20 protein-coding genes and 1 pseudogene are annotated in these 21,647 nt (G+C 39.5%); 16 read left to right on the top strand and 5 right to left on the bottom strand.

What is annotated here, in order from left to right; translation table 11 throughout:
• Positions 1-10: 10 nt before the first annotated feature.
• Positions 11-709 (bottom strand): YetF domain-containing protein, encoded by a 699-nt coding sequence (locus tag ACLHDF_RS20980; RefSeq protein WP_413920570.1) that lies wholly within the window; start codon positions 707-709, stop codon positions 11-13.
• Positions 710-867: 158 nt separating this feature from the next.
• Between ACLHDF_RS20980 and ACLHDF_RS20975 the strand changes: the two genes are divergently transcribed.
• The 4 genes and pseudogenes from ACLHDF_RS20975 (at position 868) to ACLHDF_RS20960 (ending at position 5,115) form a co-directional block, all read left to right on the top strand.
• Positions 868-1,512, top strand: coding sequence for a LytTR family DNA-binding domain-containing protein (locus ACLHDF_RS20975; RefSeq protein WP_413920569.1), 645 nt, complete (start codon positions 868-870; stop codon positions 1,510-1,512).
• Between the two features lie 131 nt (positions 1,513-1,643).
• Positions 1,644-3,158 (top strand): acetyl-CoA hydrolase/transferase family protein, encoded by a 1,515-nt coding sequence (locus tag ACLHDF_RS20970; protein ID WP_413920568.1) that lies wholly within the window; start codon positions 1,644-1,646, stop codon positions 3,156-3,158.
• Between the two features lie 120 nt (positions 3,159-3,278).
• On the top strand, positions 3,279-4,241 hold the full coding sequence (locus ACLHDF_RS20965) for a quinone oxidoreductase family protein (protein WP_413920567.1): 963 nt from the start codon (positions 3,279-3,281) through the stop codon (positions 4,239-4,241).
• A gap of 103 nt (positions 4,242-4,344) precedes the next feature.
• Positions 4,345-5,115: pseudogene (locus ACLHDF_RS20960) on the top strand (SDR family oxidoreductase).
• Between the two features lie 23 nt (positions 5,116-5,138).
• Here ACLHDF_RS20960 and ACLHDF_RS20955 read toward each other — a convergent pair.
• On the bottom strand, positions 5,139-5,921 hold the full coding sequence (locus ACLHDF_RS20955) for an SDR family oxidoreductase (protein WP_413920566.1): 783 nt from the start codon (positions 5,919-5,921) through the stop codon (positions 5,139-5,141).
• A 309-nt stretch (positions 5,922-6,230) separates the two neighbouring features.
• On the opposite strand from ACLHDF_RS20955, the gene ACLHDF_RS20950 reads away from it, so the two are divergent.
• Entirely contained in the window at positions 6,231-6,428 is a 198-nt protein-coding gene (locus ACLHDF_RS20950) for a hypothetical protein (protein WP_014459743.1), read from the top strand.
• A 142-nt stretch (positions 6,429-6,570) separates the two neighbouring features.
• Positions 6,571-6,843: a hypothetical protein gene (locus ACLHDF_RS20945; RefSeq protein WP_413920565.1), complete on the top strand. Its 273-nt coding sequence runs from the start codon at positions 6,571-6,573 to the stop codon at positions 6,841-6,843.
• Positions 6,844-6,872: 29 nt separating this feature from the next.
• Here ACLHDF_RS20945 and ACLHDF_RS20940 read toward each other — a convergent pair whose 3' ends face one another.
• Positions 6,873-7,109 carry a hypothetical protein gene (locus ACLHDF_RS20940; RefSeq protein WP_413920564.1) on the bottom strand — a complete coding sequence of 79 codons (237 nt, stop codon included), beginning with the start codon at positions 7,107-7,109 and terminating at the stop codon, positions 6,873-6,875.
• Positions 7,110-7,375: 266 nt separating this feature from the next.
• On the opposite strand from ACLHDF_RS20940, the gene ACLHDF_RS20935 reads away from it, so the two are divergent.
• Positions 7,376-7,513 (top strand): YjcZ family sporulation protein, encoded by a 138-nt coding sequence (locus tag ACLHDF_RS20935; RefSeq protein ID WP_098113090.1) that lies wholly within the window; start codon positions 7,376-7,378, stop codon positions 7,511-7,513.
• A gap of 188 nt (positions 7,514-7,701) precedes the next feature.
• Here ACLHDF_RS20935 and ACLHDF_RS20930 read toward each other — a convergent pair whose 3' ends face one another.
• Entirely contained in the window at positions 7,702-7,902 is a 201-nt protein-coding gene (locus ACLHDF_RS20930; protein ID WP_413920563.1) for a cold-shock protein, read from the bottom strand.
• 282 nt (positions 7,903-8,184) lie between these two features.
• On the opposite strand from ACLHDF_RS20930, the gene ACLHDF_RS20925 reads away from it, so the two are divergent.
• Together ACLHDF_RS20925 and ACLHDF_RS20920 are read left to right on the top strand one after the other, a co-directional pair.
• A complete protein-coding gene (locus tag ACLHDF_RS20925) occupies positions 8,185-9,885 on the top strand; it encodes a pyruvate oxidase (RefSeq protein WP_413920562.1) in 1,701 nt (566 codons plus the stop codon).
• A 511-nt stretch (positions 9,886-10,396) separates the two neighbouring features.
• Positions 10,397-11,830: a PLP-dependent aminotransferase family protein gene (locus tag ACLHDF_RS20920; RefSeq protein ID WP_413920561.1), complete on the top strand. Its 1,434-nt coding sequence runs from the start codon at positions 10,397-10,399 to the stop codon at positions 11,828-11,830.
• Between the two features lie 204 nt (positions 11,831-12,034).
• Here ACLHDF_RS20920 and ACLHDF_RS20915 read toward each other — a convergent pair whose 3' ends face one another.
• On the bottom strand, positions 12,035-12,235 hold the full coding sequence (locus ACLHDF_RS20915) for a cold-shock protein (protein ID WP_013057405.1): 201 nt from the start codon (positions 12,233-12,235) through the stop codon (positions 12,035-12,037).
• A 344-nt stretch (positions 12,236-12,579) separates the two neighbouring features.
• Between ACLHDF_RS20915 and ACLHDF_RS20910 the strand changes: the two genes are divergently transcribed.
• The 7 genes from ACLHDF_RS20910 to ACLHDF_RS20880 all read left to right on the top strand — a co-directional run bounded on the left by ACLHDF_RS20910 (position 12,580) and on the right by ACLHDF_RS20880 (position 21,448).
• Positions 12,580-13,458: an NAD(P)-dependent oxidoreductase gene (locus tag ACLHDF_RS20910; RefSeq protein ID WP_413920560.1), complete on the top strand. Its 879-nt coding sequence runs from the start codon at positions 12,580-12,582 to the stop codon at positions 13,456-13,458.
• Between the two features lie 23 nt (positions 13,459-13,481).
• Entirely contained in the window at positions 13,482-14,276 is a 795-nt protein-coding gene (locus ACLHDF_RS20905; protein WP_413920559.1) for a GDSL-type esterase/lipase family protein, read from the top strand.
• Between the two features lie 13 nt (positions 14,277-14,289).
• Entirely contained in the window at positions 14,290-15,201 is a 912-nt protein-coding gene (locus tag ACLHDF_RS20900; protein ID WP_413920558.1) for an ABC transporter ATP-binding protein, read from the top strand.
• A complete protein-coding gene (locus ACLHDF_RS20895) occupies positions 15,194-16,174 on the top strand; it encodes an ABC transporter permease subunit (protein WP_413920557.1) in 981 nt (326 codons plus the stop codon). The genes ACLHDF_RS20900 and ACLHDF_RS20895 overlap by 8 nt, the downstream gene beginning before the upstream one ends.
• Positions 16,175-16,566: 392 nt before the next feature.
• Positions 16,567-17,013, top strand: coding sequence for a DUF6376 family protein (locus ACLHDF_RS20890; RefSeq protein ID WP_413920556.1), 447 nt, complete (start codon positions 16,567-16,569; stop codon positions 17,011-17,013).
• Positions 17,014-17,155: 142 nt separating this feature from the next.
• On the top strand, positions 17,156-17,335 hold the full coding sequence (locus ACLHDF_RS20885; RefSeq protein WP_413920555.1) for a hypothetical protein: 180 nt from the start codon (positions 17,156-17,158) through the stop codon (positions 17,333-17,335).
• A gap of 477 nt (positions 17,336-17,812) precedes the next feature.
• Positions 17,813-21,448 carry a multifunctional 2',3'-cyclic-nucleotide 2'-phosphodiesterase/3'-nucleotidase/5'-nucleotidase gene (locus ACLHDF_RS20880; protein WP_413920554.1) on the top strand — a complete coding sequence of 1,212 codons (3,636 nt, stop codon included), beginning with the start codon at positions 17,813-17,815 and terminating at the stop codon, positions 21,446-21,448.
• The last annotated feature ends 199 nt before the right edge of the window (positions 21,449-21,647 follow it).

Here is a 21,647-nt window from a genome sequence, read left to right as displayed (position 1 = left end):
AATCCGTGCCTTATGGTACGGATTTTTTTTGCGGCTTAAATTTGTCCTTTTTATAGTCAATATAAAGCGATCCGTCCGACTGAACTTCAGCGTAAAAGACTTCATCAATTGATTTGACTCCTGCTTTTTCTAACTGTTTATGCAGCCAGTTATGATCTACGTGCAGGTCCTTCAAAGCATCTTCATTCGCTTTCCCATCGTAAATAACGCCGGTTGAAGTGGGAAATAAAAGCGTTTTTGACCATGAGTTTGGCTTTTTATCTTGTTTTTGCATGACGGAAAGGTTTCCGTTGATTTCTAATATGGCGTATTCTACATCTTTTATGGAAAATACGTTTTGCTGCCTCAGCATGCCCAAAAGAGATTCAATGTCTAGCCGTACTTGTTTTAACGCCTTCTCCATCACTTTTCCTTGCTTAATCACAATTTTAGGCTCACCGGTAATAAGATGCCGTGCTTTTTTGGATTTCATTCCAATATAGCCCATAGCGATTGTTAAAAATGTCCATCCTAGCAGTGAATAAATCCCTTTATCAATCTCCACTCGCTTATCAGTGGAAAGGGAAGAAGCAATATTACCAATCGTAATTGCCGTAATAAATGTAAACACATTTAACTGGCTGATTTCTGTTTTTCCCATGAGCCGCGTTAAAAGAAGCAGCACAAAAAATGAACAGGCGATTCGAAACGTCGATTCAGCATAGCCCATACATTTCACCCTTCCTTCATTTCCTTGTTTTATCTTGTGAAAAAATAGAAATTTTATGCAGTTGAAAGGGTAAATTCCATGCTTCTTTCCCAATAGCGTATGCTTTTACGCTACAATAAAGAAGCAACGTGTTCGACTAGAGAAAAGAAGGTGAAAGCATGAAACCATTTAAAGCATCAGCGTTATTAGACGTCATCAGTGAATTGTTCTCCGATGAAGCGTCGATTGCCGTTTCAGATCTAGAAATGTACGTGTATTACAAGGCAAGTAAACGAATTAATTTAAAAATTAGCCCTGGAGATCAAATTAAAAAAGGAACCATTACATATAAAGCATTAGAACGAAAGCAAAAAGTATCGGAATTTATTCATCGAGACGTATTTGGCACGCCTTACTACGGTATGGCCGTTCCTTTCTTAGATGAAGGAGAGGTTCAAGGCTGCGTGACGGCAATTTTTCCTGCGCTAACGAGCGGAAAGTCAGTTGTGACGTTAAAGGTAAACGAGGGGTGGGTACCGGTTTCTTTCTCGAAAATCATTTACGTGGAAGCGCATGACCGAAAAACATATGTGTACGCACAGAAGTATACTGGCACTCATAAATACACGTTAAATGAATTTGATTATGTACTTCCAAAAGAAGAGTTTGTGCGCTGTCATCGTTCTTTTATCGTCAATGTGACGCAAATCCAAGAAATTTATCCTGATACACATTCAACTTTCTTATTGGTAATGAACAATGGAGAAAAAATTCCGGTCAGTCAGTCGTACGCCAGCTATTTTCGAAAGCTGCTTGGCTTTTAATCGTCTTTTTGCTTAATTATCATCAAATATGCTGTTTTATCGCTATTTTTGTCCATTTCATTCCAAAAACTCTTGTGGACGCTTGCTTTACAGTAAAATGGTAAAAAGAGAAAAAACAAGGAGTGAACAGGATGAAAAACGCTTGCAATCGAATTAAGCATAAAGCATTACAAAATCGTGTTGTCTCTGCGGAAGAAGCAGCATCTTGGATTCAAGATGGAATGACGCTTGGTCTAAGCGGCTTTACGCGTGCAGGGGATGTCAAGGCTGTACCGTTTGCGCTAGCCAAACGAGCGGAAACTGAATCAATAAAAGTCAGTGTATATACTGGCGCCTCACTTGGATCAGATGTGGATAAGCTATTTGCGGAAAAAGGCATGTTAAACAAACGCCTGCCGTTTCAAGCTGATCCGACCATGCGTAAAAAAATTAATGAAGGTGAATTTCAGTTTATTGACCAGCATTTATCGCATACTTCTGAATGGGTGCGTTCAGGGGTGCTAGATTCAATAGATTTCGCTATTTTGGAAGCGGTTTCTATCACGGATGACGGAATGATGATTCCAACAACGTCAATTGGCAATTCGATGGTGTTTGCCGAGCATGCAAAATCTATTATTATTGAAATTAACACAGCGCAGCCAGAGCTGTTAGAAGGTATTCACGACCTGTATGATCCGGGCGTTCAAGGACAGCGAGATGCAATTCCTTTGAAAAAATCTGATGACCGGATTGGTTCGTTAGGCATACCAATTGATTTAGATAAAGTAAAGGGTATTGTATTTACAAATCAGCTAGATTCACCGTCTACGATTGTAGCACCTGACGAAGAAACGGTTGTGATGGCTCAAAATTTGATTTCATTTTTACGTGAAGAAATTAAAGAAGGGCGATTAACTGAATCGCTTGCTCCTTTACAATCTGGAATTGGGTCTGTGGCGAATGCCGTTTTCCACGGTTTGTTAGATTCAGAGTTTCATGATTTAGAAGTATATTCAGAAGTATTGCAAGACGCTGTGTTTGATTTATTTGACGCAGGAAAAGTCACGTTTGCCTCTTGCTGCTCGATTACGCTTTCAGCGGATAAAATGGAACAAGTTTTTTCGAATTTTAAAACATATCGAGATAAACTCATTCTTCGTCCGCAGGAAATTTCAAACCATCCCGAGATTATTCGTCGCTTAGGGCTGATTTCCATTAATACCGCGCTAGAACTAGACATTTACGGAAACGTTAATTCAACGCATGTAATGGGAACAAAAATGATGAACGGAATCGGAGGATCAGGGGATTTTGCCCGAAACGCGCGTCTCGGTATTTTTGTAACAAAATCCATTGCTAAAAACGGTGATATTTCAAGCGTGGTGCCTTTTGTTTCACATGTTGATCATACGGAACATGATGTGGATGTGATTGTAACAGAGCAAGGATATGCGGACTTAAGGGGACTAGCTCCAAGAGAACGAGCAAAACGCATCATTGAAAATTGTAGCCATCCAATGTACCGCGATCAGCTTATGGCGTATTATGAAGAAGCGCTTACGCGAGGCGGACAAACACCGCACGTTCTTGAAAAAGCCTTTTCTTTTCATACGTCTTATCAAAAAAATGGAACGATGCGAGAAATCGTAGCGCAACCAAATTAAAAAAACGCTTTGTCTCATATAAGAGACAAGGCGTTTTTTTGCTGAGTAAGAAACTTGTGTTTGCCATCTCATTGAATTACGATCAAAGGGAATACATAAAGAAAACGAGGTAATTTACATATGAAAGCATTAGTATTTGAAAGGTTTGGAGGACCTGACGTTCTTCATTATCAAGATATACCCAATCCCTCTATTGGACCAACAGACGTATTAGTAAGAACAAAAGCAATTGGACTTAATTTTGCTGATGTATATCGAAGAAAAGGGAACTATCACTTAACAGGTACACCTCCGTATATTTTAGGATATGAAGGAGCAGGTGTAGTAGAAGAAGTAGGAGCAGAAGTAAGCCACGTTAACGTAGGAGACCGTATTGCATTTGCTGACGTCCCTTTTGCAAATGCAGAGCTTGTTGCCGTGCCGCAGGATAAAATAATTGCTGTACCCGACAATATTTCGTTTGATGCAGCGGCTTCTGTACTTTTGCAAGGGTTAACCGCTCACTATTTAACACAAGACAGCTACAGCATTCAGCCCGGCGATTATGTACTTGTTCACGCAGCAGCCGGAGGTGTAGGACAGCTTTTAGTTCAAATTGCCAAGCTTTTAGGGGGACAAGTCATTGGTTTAACGTCATCGTCTGAAAAAGCAAAAGCAGCGGCTCAAGCAGGAGCTGACTATGTCTTTTTATATGAAGATAATTGGGTAGAACAAGTAAAAGAAGTAACGAGGCAAGGCGCAGATGTGGCGTACGAATCTGTAGGTGTTACACTAGAAAAAAGCTTTGAAGCTGTAAAAACAGGCGGAACAGTGGTGTTTTACGGGATGGCAGGAGGCGATCCGGCCCCAGTGGACCCGCGTATGCTGATGGATACCTCTAAAACGCTCACAGGCGGAGATTTGTGGAACGTGCTTGTATCTTATGAAGAACGTAAGGTACGCTCACAGCAGCTGTTTGAGTGGATCAGCAAAGGTCAGCTTGTGCTAATCAATCCCGTAGTGTTTGACTTAAAAGACGGAGCGAAAGCACATGAGCTGCTTGAAAGCCGAAAAAGCACAGGGAAGATCTTGTTAAGACCGTAAAAGAAAGGCCCTTTAGTCAAGGGCTTTTTTACGTTAGTAAAGGAAAATCAAGAAGCTGTCTAATATATATAGTAGACGAGCAGAGTGAAAGAGGTGAAGATAGATGAAGCATGCATTGATTAAAGCAGGTCATAAAGGGATTGGCAAGAAGGTAACAGAACAGTTTTTTTAAAAGCAGTATTCCGTTACCGTCCATTTTCGCAGTGATAAAAATAAAGTGCGAGAACTACAGGAAGAATGGCATCAGTATAAAGATAACGTACAGTTTGTAGAAGGAGATATAACAAATAAACCAGATATTGAACATGTCGTTGCGCAGGCCATGGAGCGGTTTGGACGTATTGATGTTTTAATTAATAATGCAGGTCCTTATGTATTCGAACGAAAGAAATTAATAGAGTATACAGACAGTGAATGGTATGAAATAGTGGAAGGGAATTTGAGCTCTGTTTTTCATTTTATAAAAGCTGTTGTTCCTATTATGAAAAATCAGCAGTTTGGAAGAATTATTACATACAGTTTTCAAGATGTAGAGTATACCTCCGGTTGGATGTACCGCGCGGCTTTTAGTGCCGCTAAGTCCGGGCTAGCTTCTTTGACCAAATCGCTTGCTCTAAAAGCAGTCCAGTACGGGATTAAAGCCAATATGATCTGTCCTGGAGATATTGTAGGAGACATGAAAGAAAGTGATATCATAAAAGCAAGATTACTAGAAGACAAAGCAACTCCTGTCGGGCGATAAGGGACAGAAGAAGACATTGCGCGTATTATTGAGTTTCTTTGTGATGAAAACTCAGATATGATTACAGGCAGTATTATATCTGCTTCAGGTAGAGTAGATGTTGTTCATAAAAGCAAAAAAACAAGCCCCTGACAGGTAATGCAGGGGCTTGTACGTTACAGTAGCGATTCTCCGCCGTCAATAAACATTTCACTTCCGGTAATATGTTTGGACGCGTCAGAAGCTAAAAAGAAGATTAAATCTGCTACTTCCTCCGGCTTAGCCGAGCGTTTAGCAAGCGGCTGATTGCCGTTTGGATATTCAATTGGAATCGCGACTTCTTTTAATTTGTCTTCTTGGCGGAACGTATTGCTTTCAATATTTGTATCAACTGCTCCTGGACAAATGACGTTTACCCGTATCCCGTATGTTGAAAGTTCGAGGGCTGCCATTTTGCCGAAAGCCATTTGGCCAGCTTTTGAGGAACTGTATGCACTCATACCAATATTTGAAAATGTACGGTTGCCGTTAATCGAGCTCGTAATAATAATGCTTCCTCCTTGGGCTTTCAAATAAGGAATAGAATGCTTTACGGTTAAAAAAGTACTCGTTAAATTTGTATCAATCGTTTTCGTCCAATCTTCTGGTGATAATTCTTCAATAGAAGAGAACGTACCGTTGATGCCCGCATTAATAGAAACAATATGTAATTGACTCCATAAGCTGCCAATCGTTTCAATACTTTCTTTTATATTTTCAGAGTCAGATACATCTGTTTTAATGGCTATACACTCTCCGCCGTTTGCCATAATTTTCTCTTTTACTTCTTGTAATTTTTCTTCCTCTAAATCTAAAAGAGCAACGCGCGCTCCTTGCTCAGCTAATGTAATGGCTGAAGCACGTCCAATTCCAGAGGCTGCTCCTGTCACAAGTGCAACTTTTCCAGTTAATGCAATCATTTGTAACCCCTCCATATAAAAATGTTGTTTCCTTTCTTTAACCTATACGAAGGAAATAAAAACCTTTTTTAAAATATTTGTATTTGAATTTGCTAAAAGATGACAAAAGGAAAAGAGAAAACAGCGGCGAATTATTAATATAATGTCAGGACAAGAACAAGGGCCGGTGTCAAATGAGCTTACTTAGGGAGCTAAAGATGTACTCAGTCTTTTCAGAAGAATGTTTATATAAAATTTTACAGCAGAGGGACTTGCAAATCGTTCCTTGAAAGCTTACACTAATAAAGCACAGAAAAAGGACGGTGTTTTATGAAGAAGAAAGATAATGTGATTCCATTCCCGCAAAGAAGGGAAGCGGCTGCTTATGTTCCCGCTTCTATTAGCTTGGATAAGGATATTGTAGAGTTTTTAGAAATTATGAACTTTGAAGATCGTAATGATTTTTTAAATGAAATGATTGATTCGTTTTTTAAATATGTAAAAGGTGAAGAAGACGAAGTAAGATAAAAGGTAACGTAAAGACATCCAAAGAGATGTTTTTTATTTTGTGACAGCTTGCTTAAAAGGCTCGCTTAAACCTTGTATAGTTATTTATGATATAGTATACATTAAATACTATATGGCAGGTGCAAATGCGAGGAGTGATAAGATGAGTGGATTTAAAAAAGACATTCGTACCGCATCTGAAGAACCACAATCACTGGAACAACTAAAGCATGAAATGGAGCAAAGTCTGTGGAATTTAAGAAAAGATTTGCGAAATGAAAATCGTTCGGAAACGGAAATGGAAATGATAAAAATTTCGCTGCTGTCACTATTTGAAGAGCAGGCCAATAATTTGAGTAAAACGGAGCTCTCTGATTACCTTGCGGACTATCACAAAAGAGTCGAGCAGTTATTCGACAGGTATAGCTATAAATAAGACAAGCATCCTTGCGGGGATGCTTGTTTTTATTTAATTAGAATTCGCTTGTATTCATTGCGTTTCAGAGGCTTAGATACATACCCATCCGCTTCTAATTGATAAATAATGGTAGCGGCTGCATACACGCTAAAGGCATGATCAAGCCCAAAGTAGTCTTGCAAAGCGGCCACGCTCACTTCTTCTTGAAAGATTTTGCTGCGATTTGATAAGACGATAGGGTAGACGTTTTTTACGATTTGTTTTGAAATTTCGAGTGTTAACATATTGAATCCCTCCCTGTGTGAGTGTACATAACTAAAGGTATTCATTGAGATGTACATTCATGAAAAAGGGAGCGATTACATTTTTAAAAGATATATAAAAGAGGAGTAAATGCCCATAAAATCAGTTGTTTTATCTTTGGGAGACTCGTATAAAAAGACTCAGTATTTTAGTGTATGACCAACATTTTCAAAAGTTCTATGGAATTATTAGGAGCAATTTGACTAAATTCACATATCTTAAAGTATAGCAAATGGAGGTGAAACACATGGGATACTACGGAGGTTACGGTTACGGTTGTGGTTATAGCGGCGGTGGCTGCGGCGGCGGTTTCGCTTTAATCATTGTACTTTTCATCTTATTAATCATCATCGGCGCTTCTTGCTTCGGCGGCGGCTGGTGCTAATTATTAAAAAATGATGACAATGCAGCATCCACACTTTATTTCTTCTACTAGTTCTTCTACAAAAGGTCTCTTCGGGATGAAGAGACTTTTTTAGTTTATTATTTATAATAGCGTATACAAACTGCGTGCTAAAAAGAGTAGTTCTACATAAAAAAAGACTCTGAAATCAGAGTCTTTTTCTACTTTACTTATGCTTTTACAACGTTAGCAGCTTGAGGTCCGCGTTGACCTTCTTCAACGTCGAATGTTACAGCTTGACCTTCGTCTAAAGATTTGAATCCTTCGCTTTGGATTGCTGAGAAATGTACGAATACATCGTCGCCGTTTTCGCGCTCGATAAATCCGAAACCTTTTTCTGCGTTAAACCATTTTACTGTACCTTTTTCCATGAATGTTGCCTCCTCGTGTGCTATGCACACATTGTATTACTATCCTTGCTCATGATCAAAATCTTTAAGACGAAAGTATTCACCTATCGATTGTTGCCGAACAAAAATAATTCTTCTTATAGAATAGCAAAAGAAAATGATAATTGCAAGGAATGAAGAAAATTTAAGGAAGATGGTTCTTTCATTTAACGAAAGAAAACAAAAATTATATGAGTGAAAATAAGTAAGAAAGAGCGTATCAGGTCACACTATCTCTATATATAAGAAGAAAGGGGTAGTCATATGTTTAAACAAAAAGCAGGGGAAAAGCTGATTGAACTGCTAATTGAATGGGGCGTTGATCATATTTACGGTATGCCGGGTGATTCTATTAATTCGATTATTGAGCCGCTTCGTAAAGTTCAAGACAAAATTAAATTTATTCAAGTGAGGCATGAGGAAGCAGGAGCTCTCGCAGCGGCTGCGTATGCAAAGCTAACCGGTAAAATCGGTGTATGCACGGCTATTGCCGGGCCGGGAGCGATTCACTTACTGAACGGTTTGTATGATGCTAAATTAGACAAAGCGCCCGTTTTGGCACTTACGGGGCAAGTGGAGTCCGATCTCATCGGAAGCGATGCGTTTCAAGAAATTAATTTAGAGCGAATGTTTGATGACGTTGCTGTATATAACCAGCGAATCATGTCCGCCGAACAGCTTCCTACTGTTGTTAATCAAGCAATTCGAACAGCTTATGCTAAAAAAGGCGTGGCTGTGTTAACCATTCCTGACGATATCCCTCGTTTCGAAGTCGGATCAGAAGCACGAAAAACATCAAGCATAATCGTCAAACAAGACATTTTTCCGCACAGAGAAGATCTTGAAAAAGCAAAAGAGCTGATTGGTAAAGCAGAAAGTCCGGTTATTTTAGCAGGTCGAGGCACACATGAAATGAGAGAAGAGCTTCTTGCGTTTGCAGAAAAAATCGCAGCACCGATTGTCCTTACGCTTCCTGGGAAAGGCGCAATACCGGATGAACATCCATATTGTCTTGGAGGACTTGGATTGATCGGAACAAAGCCAGCGTATGAAGCGATGCAAGAAGCGGATACGCTCATTATGATTGGAACGTCCTATCCGTTTACAGGCTTTTTGCCAGACCATGCAAAAACCATTCATATTGATATTGACCCTGCACAAATTGGTAAACGATATCCTGTAGATGCAGGACTTGCCGGAGATGCGAAAACAACGATTCAGTGGTTCTTAGAAAACGTTGGCCGCTCAGAGCATCGCCAGTTTTTAGAACAAAGTCAAGAACGTATGAAAAAGTGGTGGAATCAGCTTGATACACAAGAAGCAAAAGAAAGTGTACCTATCAAACCTCAGCGAGTGATTCGAGCGCTTCAGCACGTAGCTGCTGATAACGCGGTGTTGTCTGTAGATGTAGGAAACGTTACCGTGTGGATGGCCCGTCATTTTCGTATGACAAATCAGCAGTTCGTAATTTCAAGCTGGCTAGCGACTCTCGGATGCGGGCTGCCGGGCGCAATTGCTGGAAAAATTGCTTATCCCCAAAAGCAGGTGTTTGCGGTATGTGGAGACGGTGGCTTTGCGATGACAATGGCAGACTTTATTACAGCTGTTAAATACAATCTTCCGCTAGTTGTGGTGCTATTTAACAACCATAAAATCGGCATGATTAAATTTGAACAAGAAGTAATGGGAAATGCTGAATTTGGAACAGATTTAACAAATCCGAATTTTGCTAGGTATGCAGATATTTGCGGAGGCGTTGGCTACCGAGTGGAAAAGGAAGAAGAGCTGCTGCCGGCTTTTGAAAGTGCTGTTAGACAGAACAAGCCGTGTATTATTGATATAATTGTTGACGCAAATGAAGCGCCTATGCCAGCAAAAATTACGCTAGGGCAAGCAACAGGGTATGCCAAGCACATGGTGAAAGAATTATTTCAAGAAGGCAAGTTAGATTTACCGCCTCTATAAAAAAGAGGCTGCGACAAAAGTATTTTAGTTGAAGAAAGATCCGAACGATGAATCGAGATTCTTAATGGAGAATCAACTTTCGTTCGGATTTTTTTATTGGTATGGTGAATGTAGTTACTTCTAGCTGTTGATTGGAGGGTAAGGCGAAGACTCCTGCGGGCTCAGCGGCTGCCCGTGGAAAGCCACTTCTTGCACGGAAATCAACAATGGTGTACCAAGCAACTCATACGAGCTCACGTATCCCATTTGTTCGTCTTTCGATTAGATTGCTGTAGATATGTCTCAATCTCTTTTTATGGATTATAGTTTATTCAGCTTGATTAACTATAAAATTATTATGTAAACTTAAATATTTACAAATGAAAAATAGTTGATATCATAATTTTTTTGTGAAGTGGATGAGCAAAAAAACACCGGATTGGATGGTCTTTTTTCATAAAACTGCTTTAAGATAAAAGAGATAAAGGATAAACTAATAATAAGAAAGTTTAAATGTAAGGACTGACGCCGCATGAACTGGAGACCAGATCGCGCTAGCAAAAAAGCGATTTATAAACAAATTGCAGAATATATTGAAAGCTGTATTTCATCGGGAGCTTTTCCACCGGATTCTATGCTGCCATCAGAACGAACGCTTGCCGCTGAGCTAAACGTGAACAGAAGCACGGTGGTAGCTGCTTATGAAGAGCTGCAGGCACTTGGAATCGTCGAACGTAAAAAAGGAAGCGGCACGCGAGTTAGTTCGAGCATTTGGGGAATTTCCCGTAAACGTATTCCAAACTGGGGAAGATATGTAGAAGACGGTTCATTTTTGCCTAATTTACCGCTCGTACAGCGAATCAGAAGCGAAGCCTTGCGAAGAGATTTTGTAAACTTAGCCAGCGGAGAGTTAGCTCCTAGTCTATTTCCAAGCGAAGATTTTCAGCAAATATTAGCGGGCACGCCGTTTAATGAGCATTTAGGCTATGATCACCCTCACGGCAATGAACGTTTGCGCGATGCTATTGCTGCTCACGTTCATGAGTACCGGAAAATCTCCACGGATTCTAATTCCATTTTAATTACATCAGGTGCACAGCAAGCGCTTCATTTGATTGTGCAGTGTCTGTTAAAGCCAGGGGATGCAGTAGCGATTGAAGACCCATCCTATAGCTATTCGCTGCCGCTGTTTCAATCAGCGGGTTTACGAACCTTTTTACTACCTGTAGATAAAAATGGAGCCAACCCGGACGACTTAGTAGAATTACATAAAAAGCATCGCATTCGAATGATTTTTTTAAACCCGTACTATCAAAATCCGACCGGTATTGTATTATCAGAAGCGCGCCGAAAGCGTTTTTTAGAGCTTTCTTCAGAATACGGCATTCCGCTTATTGAAGATGATCCTTATTCACTCACGGCATTTGACGGCAATGTGCATCAAACGCTGAAATCGATGGACGAAAACGGGAATGTTCTCTATATCAGCTCGCTTTCTAAAATTGTTGCATCTGGCCTTCGAATCGGATGGATTGTGGGACCGGAGCAAGTGATTCAGCGCCTAGCAGATGCTAAGCAGCAAATTGACTTTGGTCACAGCATCTTTCCGCAGTGGATTGCTTATCAATTCTTAAACTCCTCTACATTTTCTTCTCATATCGAAAAGCTCAGACAAGAGCTTAAAAAACAGGAGTATGCCCTGTCGTCGAATTTGAACGAACTGCTCGGGTCAAAAGTATCTTTTGATTCGCCTCAAGGTGGGATTCACTTATGGTGCAAAGTGAATCAGCGGGTTGATGATTATCGTCTATTGGAAGAATCACTAAAAAAAGGAGTGGCTTTTGTTCCAGGAAGTGTGCTGAGTTCTCAAAGCGGAGCTATTCGCTTTACGTTTGGTAGATGCGAACAAGAGGTCATTCGAGAAGGAATTAAACGTTTCGCGAGCGCCCTAGAGAGCCTTGAATAGCTCTAAGCATAGATAAATGTGCCGGGTGAAGGTTTTATTTTATTATTTCGTATAGATTGTTGAGATCTTGTGCTATACTAAGAGTACCATTAACTTTACTTCTGTATTTGTACTGACTGGCCCTGTTAAAAAACAGGGCTTTTTTATGTTTGTACACAAAAAAACAGATCCTTCAAAGGATCTGTTTTTGATATGTGATGTTTCTTATGCTTTTTGAACGTTAGCAGCTTGAGGTCCGCGTTGACCTTGTTCTACGTCAAATGTTACAGCTTGACCTTCGTCTAAAGACTTGAAGCCTTCGCTTTGGATTGCTGAGAAGTGTACGAATACGTCGTCTCCGCCTTCGCGCTCGATGAATCCAAAACCTTTTTCTGCGTTAAACCATTTTACTTTACCTTGTTCCATAATTGTTGCCTCCTTGTGCGGACTCGCACATTGTGGTACTATTCTTGCTCAAATCTAAAGACGAAAAGTGACAATACTCATACATCCCCACCGAACAAAAATAATTCTCTTACATCTTAGCAGAAATTTCCTATGTTTGCAAGCGCTTTATTTAAAAACTATTCGCATTTTTTTACAGATCTTTCACAAGATGTGTCTAAAAAATGTCATATTTTGAACATTTTAGAAAGGCTATTCTTTGTATTCGCTTTTACTGTAGTTATATAATAATGAAAATATGCTTTTTCTAAAGATGGAGAACAAGTATAAACATACATACTGAGTGCTGAAATGGAGTGGTAAAGATGAAAGTAGGTTTAATTGGTTTAGGGAATATGGGATTGCCAATGGCGGAAAATATGATAAAAGCGGGTCATGAACTTGTCATTTATAATCGGACTGCTTCGAAGGCGGAGAGTCTTGTGAAAAAAGGAGCAAAGGTTGTAGAGACACCTGCTCAAACAGCACAAGAATCGAATCTTGTCTTTACAATTCTTTCAAATGATGAGGCTTTAGAAGAAGTAACGCTATCACAAGATGGTATACTTGCAGGCCTCCAAGAAGGAGGTATTCACGTCTCTGTGAGTACCATTAGCGTAGATCTTTCAGAAAAATTAACAAGCGCACATGCTGCATCAGGACAGCATTTTGTCGCAGCAACTGTTTTAGGTCGCCCGGACGCAGCAGCAGCTGCTGCTCTCAAAGTAATAGTGGCAGGTAATAAAGAGGCAAGAGAGCACGTTTGGCCAATATTTGAAGCGATTGGTCAAACTATTTTTACTGTAGGAGACGAGCCTTACTTATCAAATGTAGCTAAGCTTGGCAATAACTTTTTATTAGTATCAATGCTAGAAGCTGTTTCTGAAGCAGTGGTAATGGTAGAGCAGTATGGCATGCAAGCCGAGCAGTTTCTTGAAGTGGTTAATAGCTTATTTGCATCTCCTGTGTATAAAAACTACGGCAATCTAATTGCCAAAAGAGACTTTGATCCAGCCGGATTTAAGCTGGAGCTTGGGCTAAAAGATGTAAACCTGGCTATTGATGCAGCAAAAAAAGTCTCCGCTCCGCTTCCGTTAGGAGAGCTTGTGAAAGGTCATTATGAACAAGGAATCGAAAATGGCTGGGGTCATTTGGACTGGTCCGCTTTAGTGAAAACAGTTGAAGCTCTAAAAAAAGATAACTAAAAAGGCGAAAAGGAGTGCAGCCAGTGAAAGCGAAAGGAAAATGGGTATGGATTGTATCCTTTATTTCAATTATTTCGTGTCTGCTGTTTGCAGCAGGGCTTGGAATGTCTATTTATGATTATGTTAGCGCCTCAAAAGCCAGTGTAAAGGCCACACCAAAGCCGAAGCAGGAAACAAGCAGCAGTAACAAAAGCACAAAAGATTATACGATTGTCGCTTTAGGAGATTCACTGACAAGAGGAACAGGAGATGCAGCGGGAAAAGGATACGTGGGGTATTTAAAGGATAATCTTGAAGAAAAAACGAAGAAGAAAATCCTCTTAAGTAACTTTGGAATAAAAGGTCAAACGTCTTCACAGCTGGCAAGTCAAGTAAGGCAGCAGCAAATTCAGCGGCAGATTAAGTCTGCAGATACCGTGTTGATTACCATTGGAGGAAATGACTTATTTCAAGGCGGCCAAACGCTGCAAAACTTAAATAAAGACAATATTCAAAAGTTAGAAAATGACTATTTAAAAAACGTAGACAGCATTTTAAAAAACATCCGGTCGGCAAATAAAGACGCGACGATTTTTTTAATTGGTTTATACAATCCGTTTAGTAACCTGCAAGATGCGAAAACTACAACGGCTATTGTACGAGAATGGAATTATAAAAGCAGTGAATTAAGTGCTAATTATAAGCAAACTGTTTTTGTTCCGACTTTTGATTTGTTTCAGCTAAAGGTAGACGACTACTTATATACCGATAAATTTCATCCGAATGCAAAAGGCTATAAGCTTATTGCAGAACGTGTAGCATCGCTTATTACGTGGTAAGGGAGGGAATGATATGAGTGAAGTAACACTTTCAGTAAAAGGACTGAGAAAAGTAATAGGAAAACGTGAAATTATCAAAAATATTGATTTTGAGCTAAAAAGAGGCGAAGTATTCGGCTTTTTAGGACCAAATGGAGCCGGTAAAACCACAACCATTCGAATGCTTGTCGGCTTGATTCGTCCGACGTCTGGTTCGATTTCTATCTGTGGATACAGTGTATCGAAGCAGTTTACAAAAGCGATGGAGCATATCGGCTGTATTGTTGAAAATCCTGAGCTGTATCCATACTTAAGCGGCTGGGAAAATCTGCAGCATTTTTCACGTATGATTCCTTCTATGACGGAAGAACGTATTCATGAAGTTGTGGAATTAGTCGGCTTACAAGAGCGTATCCACGACTTAGTTCGCACGTATTCGTTAGGGATGAGGCAGCGTTTAGGAATCGCGCAAGCGCTTCTCGGAAAACCAAAAGTGCTCATTTTAGATGAGCCAACGAACGGACTCGACCCATCTGGTATTCGGGATATGCGTAAATTCATTCGCTTTTTAGCAGAAAGTGAAGGTCTAAGCGTCTTAGTATCGAGTCATTTGCTGAGTGAGATTCAGCTAATGTGTGACCGAGTAGCAATTATTGCAAAAGGAGAAGTTATTCACACAGAATCGGTGAAGACACTGTTAACTCAGCAAGAGCGCTTACTGTGGAAATTAGATCCACAGTCTGCGGGAATAGACGTCTTAAAACAGGTGACGGACTTTGTGCAAGTGCAGGGAGCATACGTCACGACGTTTTATGAAGAAGCTGAAGTCGGAGAATGGAACAAACAGCTCATTCAAGCAGGAGTAACGGTAAAAGAAATGAATCGAAAGCTTCCAACTCTTGAAGATTTATTTATCGAAATGACAGGAGGCGAATCGATTGATTAGTTTGGTTCAAAATGAAATGATTAAGCTCGTTCGAAAAAAGCGCCTGTTAATCGTTACGCTCATTATGGCCGTCTTAATTTCAATGTTTACCTATGCTCAGCTTCGCGAAACACAGCGCCTTCAAGAAAAGCTAGGAACGACTGATTGGCGCAATACGCTGCAACAAGAAATTATCGATACGCAAAATCGGCTGAGCGGAAGCCAAATTTCAGATGATTGGCGTAAGCAGCTTGAAATTCGCGTGGCGCAGCAGCAGTATTACTTAGATAACAATATCAATCCTTCAGAACCGGGAGCACCAACGTTTGTGCGAGGGTTCATTGAAAACGCTATTCAGCTTTTGCTGCCGCTGATGATTATGATTATTGCCGCTGATTTAGTGTCTTCGGAGTACAGTTTGGGATCCATCAAAGTACTGTTAACGAGGCCTGTAAAACGGTGGAAAATCCTGCTTAGCAAATATATCACGCTCGTCATGTCCGTCTCGTTTTTAATTTTAATGTTTGGCGTTTTGTCGTATCTTATTTCCGGCACTGTATTTGGATTTAAAGGCTGGACAGCGCCCATTCTTACAGGGTTTAGCGTGCAGGGAAATGACTTGAATACAGCGGACGTCCATTTAATTTCGCAGTGGAAATATATTTTAATGGAGTTTGGTCTTGCTTGGTTTGTGTCACTTGTTGTTGGAACGCTTGCTTTTATGCTGTCTGTTTTAATTAAAAGTACAGCTGCGGGTATGGGTGTGATGCTTGCTTGTTTAATTGCAGGTACGATTTTAAGCAGCATGGTTTCTTCGTGGCACTCAGCTAAATACTTGTTTATGGTCAATTTAAATTTAACTTCTTACCTGCAAGGTACGGCTCCTCCCACTGAAGGAATGACGTTAGGGTTTTCCTTGCTTGTTTTAACCATTTGGGGACTTGCTGGGCTGCTCGTCTCGTTTCTTGTGTTTACGAAAAAAGATGTGTATTAATTCCATAAAAGTTGACGATGCCGAGGAACGTACGGTATGATTGTGTTAACAAAAAACGCTGTTTTGCTCAAAGGGGAGTAGCTCTTGCAGTAAAGTCGTCATTTCGAGATTGTTATCTCCGGCTTTATTGACAATGCAAATTGTTAGCGAGACCTTTGCCAATGTTACCATTGGTAAAGGTCTGGATATAAACACCTTTACCATATGTGGTAAAGGTGTTTTTTGTTATTTCAAAATGAGAGAGGAGCTTAAATATGTCAAAACTATCGAGACTGTTAAAAAGCCCCGCTGTAAAAAAAGGAATAAAAAAAGCTGTACCCATTATTATGAAAGAGTTAAAGAAACGAAAATCGAAAAGAAGATAAAAGAAAATAAGAAAGGTTGAGTGCTAAGTGAAAAAGTGGATGCTAGTCATATCAACTGCTGTCCTTCTGATGGTCGGCGGCTGTTCTTTTCTTGAAGATACAAGCAGTACCTTGAACTATGCAAACGATGCGAAAGATTACGTGAGTGAAGCACAAAAGTTTGCTGAAGAAATACCACCCCTCGCGGAAAAAGCTATGAATGACAACGAGGCAATGAAAAAGCTAGAGCAAAAGCTGCAGGAAATGAAAGGGAAAGCTGAAGAATTTAATAAAACAAAAGCTCCTGACATCGCTTCTGATGTGCACGATCAGCTTGTTCAACAAAATGAAAAAATTATTAGTGGAATTAAAGCGTATGAAGCAAATATAGAAAATGGCAGCTTAAATCCAGAAGCGCTAAAAAACAGTGAATTATTTCAATCCATTCAAGATGTATCAAGTATTATGAACCAAATTAAAGAGTTAGCTCAGTAAGAAAACGAGGCTGGGAAAAAAGTATGGTAGTTAAAGAAAATCCGAACGATGAATCGAGATTCTTGATGGAGAATCAACTTCGTTCGGATTTTTTCATTTGTAGGGTGAACGTAGGTTTCATGTGTGTAGGTGTTTCTAGCTATTGGTTGGAGAGCAAGGCGAAGACTCCTGCGGGAAAAGCGGAATAGGTGAGACCCCGCAGGAGCATAAGCGACGAGGAGGCTCACCGGCCGCCCGCGGAAAGCGAAGCCTTGCACGGAAATCAATAGCGGTGTCACAAGTGATTCCTATAAGATCATTTATACAATTTGTTTATCTTTAGATTCGATTGATGTAGTTAGGTCTCAACCTCGTTTTTTGTTATAAATGTAAAATTATATAAATATATCTATTTATTAAAAAGTAAATACTTCCTCTTTCTTTTTTACGTCTACGAAATTTTGTTAGAAGCTGTGACAAACTTAATGCCTGCTTTTCATATCCTATGTATAGTACCTATATACACACCGCTTGAAATAAATTTTTTTGAATTAAAAGAGGGTGTGGAAATCTTGATAAATTAGGTAATAAGACTTATTTAAAAGGGATATTAATCCAATTAATAAAAACTATAGTCCTTTATTTTAAAGAAGGAAACTGAAAAAATTTTTTTGGTTTACAAAAAGTTAATAAAGCGCATACAAATGGTTTACTAAAAAATCAAAAAATTTACATCCTTCGTAAATCTTTTCTGCTATACTATTTTTGAACAGTTGCTAGATTTATAGCGATGATAACTTACTTGAAAGGTGAATGGTAGATGAAAAAGAATACACGCAGTAAAACGAAGAAAATCCTATCCACATCACTGGCACTTTCTCTATTATCTATGCCTCTTTTAACTACACAGGCAGGAGCGGAAGAGCGTCAACTTGAAAGCTCACAGCAAAGCAGCAAGCAAGGCCACAATAAAAAAGACGCGCTTGTAAACTTACGCTTAATGGAAACAACTGATGTTCATACAAATCTATTAAACTATGATTATTTCAAAGACGCTTCTTATGAAAAAGTGGGTTTAGCTAAAACTGCTACCTTAATTAAAAATGCTCGAAAAGAAGTAAAAAACAGCTTATTAGTAGATAACGGAGACCTCATTCAAGGAACGCCTCTAGGCACGTATAAAGCCAAGATTGATCCGCTGAAAAAAGGTGAAGTTCATCCTGTATTTAAAGCGATGAATCAGCTAGATTATGATATTGCAACGCTTGGAAATCATGAGTTCAACTATGGATTAGACTTCTTAAAAGAAGCGTATAATGATGCGAACTTCCCTTACATAAATGCCAATGTCTACGTTGACGATCATGATAACAACTCGAAAAACGACAAAAACAAATTTACGCCTTATAAAATTATGAATAAAAAAGTCTTTGATGAAAATGGTAAGAAACGAACGATTAAAGTTGGTTTCATTGGCTTTGTGCCTCCTCAAATCAATGACTGGGATAAAGCAAATCTTGATGGAAAAGTCATTACAAAAGGCATTGTTGAAACAGCCAATAAATACATTCCAGAAATGAAGAAAAAAGGTGCGGACGTAGTTGTCGCGATGGCTCACTCTGGATTTAGCGGCAACAAACAAAATACGGAAGATGTAATTTACTCATTAAGTGAAGTAAAAGGCATTGATGCTATTACGTTTTCACACACGCATAAAGTTTTTCCAGCTAAAACGGAAGCTTCGCTAGACGGTTTGTTCCTCGGAGCAGATAAAAAGCCTCTTCCTGGCGTTGATAATGCAAAAGGGACAATCAACGGCGTTCCGGCTGTCCAGGCAGGTTATGGCGGAGGGTCACTTGGTTTAATTGACTTAACGTTAAAAGAAGAAAAAGGAAAATGGAAAGTAGTAAGCTCTCAATCGTTCACGCGTGAAACGTATAAAGACGTAAAAGACGCGTCAGGGAAAACGGTTACGCAAAGTACGGTAGAATCGGATAAAGGCATTGTTAAAGCGGTTCAAAAAGATCATGATGCAACAGTAAAATATGTGAATACACCAATTGGTAAGACAACGGATGATATTCACAGCTATTTTTCTCTTGTACAAGATGATCCATCCATTCAAGTTGTGACAAATGCACAAAAAGACTACGTAGAAAAATACGTTTCTCAAAACAAACCAGAATACAAAGACCTTCCCATTTTATCAGTCGGAGCACCTTTTAAAGCAGGAAGAAACGGCGTAGATGAATATACCGAAATTAAAAAAGGTGATTTAACGATTCGAAGCGCAGGTGACTTGTATCTATATGACAACACGTTAAAAGCGGTCAAAGTAAAAGGTTCTGTTGTAAAAGACTGGATCGACATGTCTGCAGGTAAGTTTAATCAAATTACACCAAACAAAACGGAAGAGCAGGAATTATTAAATCCAAGCTTCCCTGTTTATAATTTTGACGTAATTGATGGTGTTCAATACCAAATCGACGTAACAAAACCAGCAAAATATGATGTGAATGGAAACGTGATTCATGGGGATTCAAGCCGCGTTGTTAACTTAACGTATAATGGTAAACCGGTTGATCCAAATCAAGAGTTTATCGTTGTGACAAATAACTACCGAGCTGGCGGAGGCGGCAACTTCCCTGGTCTCAAAGGAAGCGAGCTTGTAGTTGATTCAGCGGATGAAAACCGTCAAATTCTAATGGACTACATCACAGAACAAAAAGAAATCACGCCAACAACTGATAACAACTGGTCAATTGCACCAATTAAGGGAACGGCTAACGTGACGTTCACAAGCTCACCGCGCGGAGAAAGCTATTTAAGCGAAGGAAGCAACATTACGTATACAAATAAAACGGATGACAAAGGATTTGGCATTTACAAAATCAATTTAAACGGCGAGTCAAAAGATAATACAAAAATTCAGCTGTTAGGTATGAACGACCTGCACGGTCAGCTCGATACAGATACGAAAATCACGTCAAATGGTCAAACGCTTTTAGCTGGAAATATGAAATATACAGCAGCAGCTATTCGTAAACAAGAAGCTGAAAATCCGAATACGCTTTTAGTTCATGCAGGAGATATGATTGGCGGAAGCCCATTAATTTCAGCGCTGTTTCAAGACGAGCCAACGGTTGAAGTGATGGAATCACTTGGGTTTGATGTAGGCACGCTTGGAAATCATGAGTTTGATGAAGGGATTGCTGAGCTTCACCGTATGATTGAAGGCGGAGACCATCCGAAAGGAACAGCAGGGTACGACGGCATGAATTTCCCAGTAGTAGCGGCAAATGCTTATGATACTTCAACTAATAAATTAATTACAGAGCCTTATGCGATAAAAGAAGTAGGCGGCAAGAAAATTGGCTTTATCGGAGTTGTGACACAAGAAACGCCAAGCATGATCGTTCGTAAAGGAAATGAAAACTTAAAAATTACAGACGAAGCAGAAGCGATTGATAAATATACTGCAGAGTTGAAAAAACAAGGTATCAAAGCGATTGTTGTACTTGCCCATAATCCATCTAACCAAAATGGAACACCTACTGAATTTGATGCAGCAGATATAGCTAAAAAAATTGATGATGAAGTTGACGTTATCTTTTCAGCTCACAATCACGTATACAACAACAAAGTAGTAGATAACAAACTAATTGTTCAAGCTTATTCATACGGTTCAGCATTTTCTGACGTAGACGTTGAAATTGATAATACGGGTGACATTGTGAAAAAAGATGCAAAAATCGTGACCGTTTACCAAAAAGACTATACGCCAGATCCTGAAGTTTCAAAGATTATGCAAAAATATGAAGACTTAGCAGCACCTATTAAAGCAGAAGTTGTTGGGAATTCATCTACAGCTCTAGCAAAAGGCTATCCATCTAGCGGAGCAATAGGCGATATCGCGCTTGGAAACTTAATTGCTGACGGTATGAAAGCAGAAATGAACGCAGACTTTGCTTTAATGAATGGCGGAGGTGTTCGTTCACAGCTTGATGCCGGTGACGTCACATACGGTGATTTGTTTGCGATTCAGCCGTTTGGCAACGTCTTAAATAAAGTAAAGCTAAGCGGAGCGGATTTAGAAACGGTGTTAAACAATCAAATCACATCATCGGGACTAGACTTTCATATTGCAGGCTTTAAATATACGTGGGATGGAAGTACGAATAAAGTAGTCGATATCACGCTGCCAGATGGAAGTAAAATTGACAAAGAAAAAGAATACACGGTGGTAGTCAATAACTATATGTACGGAAATGAAAAATACGGTATTGGTGCACTTTCTTCAGATATGGAAGTGGGACCAGAAGATTTACAAGCAACGGTAAACTATATTAAAACACTTAACAGCCCGTTTGAATACAAAGCTGAAGGTCGTATTCAAAACGTAGCAGCTGCTAAAACAGCTGAACAGCAAGAACCTACTTTAAAAATAGCTCAATAAGCCAAAAAAGACTGTCTCACAACTGGGGTTTCGGGTTTAGAGTCAGTCTTTTTTTATAGGTTAATTTCACTTTCAAACTCTTAATCAATTAATTTACGTTATAAAAAGCAGCTTAATTTTTGAAACAACCACCAAATTGTGGTATTCTTTCCATGGGAAGAAGGTTTACGTAAACGTCAAAAATAGTATAAGGGATTTC

It is taken from the genome of Priestia megaterium (assembly GCF_046599315.1).
Lineage (GTDB): Bacteria > Bacillota > Bacilli > Bacillales > Bacillaceae_H > Priestia > Priestia megaterium_F.
The sequence above is the reverse complement of the archived record's forward strand: the minus strand, read 5'-3'. Positions and strand labels throughout refer to the sequence as shown.

Coding starts and splice junctions, on each gene's coding strand:
- ACLHDF_RS20925 (WP_413920562.1), top strand. CDS start 8,185: ATGTTTAAACAAAAAGCAGGGGAAAAGCTGATTGAACTGCTAATTGAA.
- ACLHDF_RS20930 (WP_413920563.1), bottom strand. CDS start 7,902: ATGGAAAAAGGTACAGTAAAATGGTTTAACGCAGAAAAAGGTTTCGGA.
- ACLHDF_RS20975 (WP_413920569.1), top strand. CDS start 868: ATGAAACCATTTAAAGCATCAGCGTTATTAGACGTCATCAGTGAATTG.
- ACLHDF_RS20980 (WP_413920570.1), bottom strand. CDS start 709: ATGGGCTATGCTGAATCGACGTTTCGAATCGCCTGTTCATTTTTTGTG.
- ACLHDF_RS20965 (WP_413920567.1), top strand. CDS start 3,279: ATGAAAGCATTAGTATTTGAAAGGTTTGGAGGACCTGACGTTCTTCAT.
- ACLHDF_RS20880 (WP_413920554.1), top strand. CDS start 17,813: ATGAAAAAGAATACACGCAGTAAAACGAAGAAAATCCTATCCACATCA.
- ACLHDF_RS20915 (WP_013057405.1), bottom strand. CDS start 12,235: ATGGAACAAGGTAAAGTAAAATGGTTTAACGCAGAAAAAGGTTTTGGA.
- ACLHDF_RS20900 (WP_413920558.1), top strand. CDS start 14,290: ATGAGTGAAGTAACACTTTCAGTAAAAGGACTGAGAAAAGTAATAGGA.
- ACLHDF_RS20970 (WP_413920568.1), top strand. CDS start 1,644: ATGAAAAACGCTTGCAATCGAATTAAGCATAAAGCATTACAAAATCGT.
- ACLHDF_RS20955 (WP_413920566.1), bottom strand. CDS start 5,921: ATGATTGCATTAACTGGAAAAGTTGCACTTGTGACAGGAGCAGCCTCT.
- ACLHDF_RS20920 (WP_413920561.1), top strand. CDS start 10,397: ATGAACTGGAGACCAGATCGCGCTAGCAAAAAAGCGATTTATAAACAA.
- ACLHDF_RS20950 (WP_014459743.1), top strand. CDS start 6,231: ATGAAGAAGAAAGATAATGTGATTCCATTCCCGCAAAGAAGGGAAGCG.
- ACLHDF_RS20910 (WP_413920560.1), top strand. CDS start 12,580: ATGAAAGTAGGTTTAATTGGTTTAGGGAATATGGGATTGCCAATGGCG.
- ACLHDF_RS20935 (WP_098113090.1), top strand. CDS start 7,376: ATGGGATACTACGGAGGTTACGGTTACGGTTGTGGTTATAGCGGCGGT.
- ACLHDF_RS20945 (WP_413920565.1), top strand. CDS start 6,571: ATGAGTGGATTTAAAAAAGACATTCGTACCGCATCTGAAGAACCACAA.
- ACLHDF_RS20940 (WP_413920564.1), bottom strand. CDS start 7,109: ATGTTAACACTCGAAATTTCAAAACAAATCGTAAAAAACGTCTACCCT.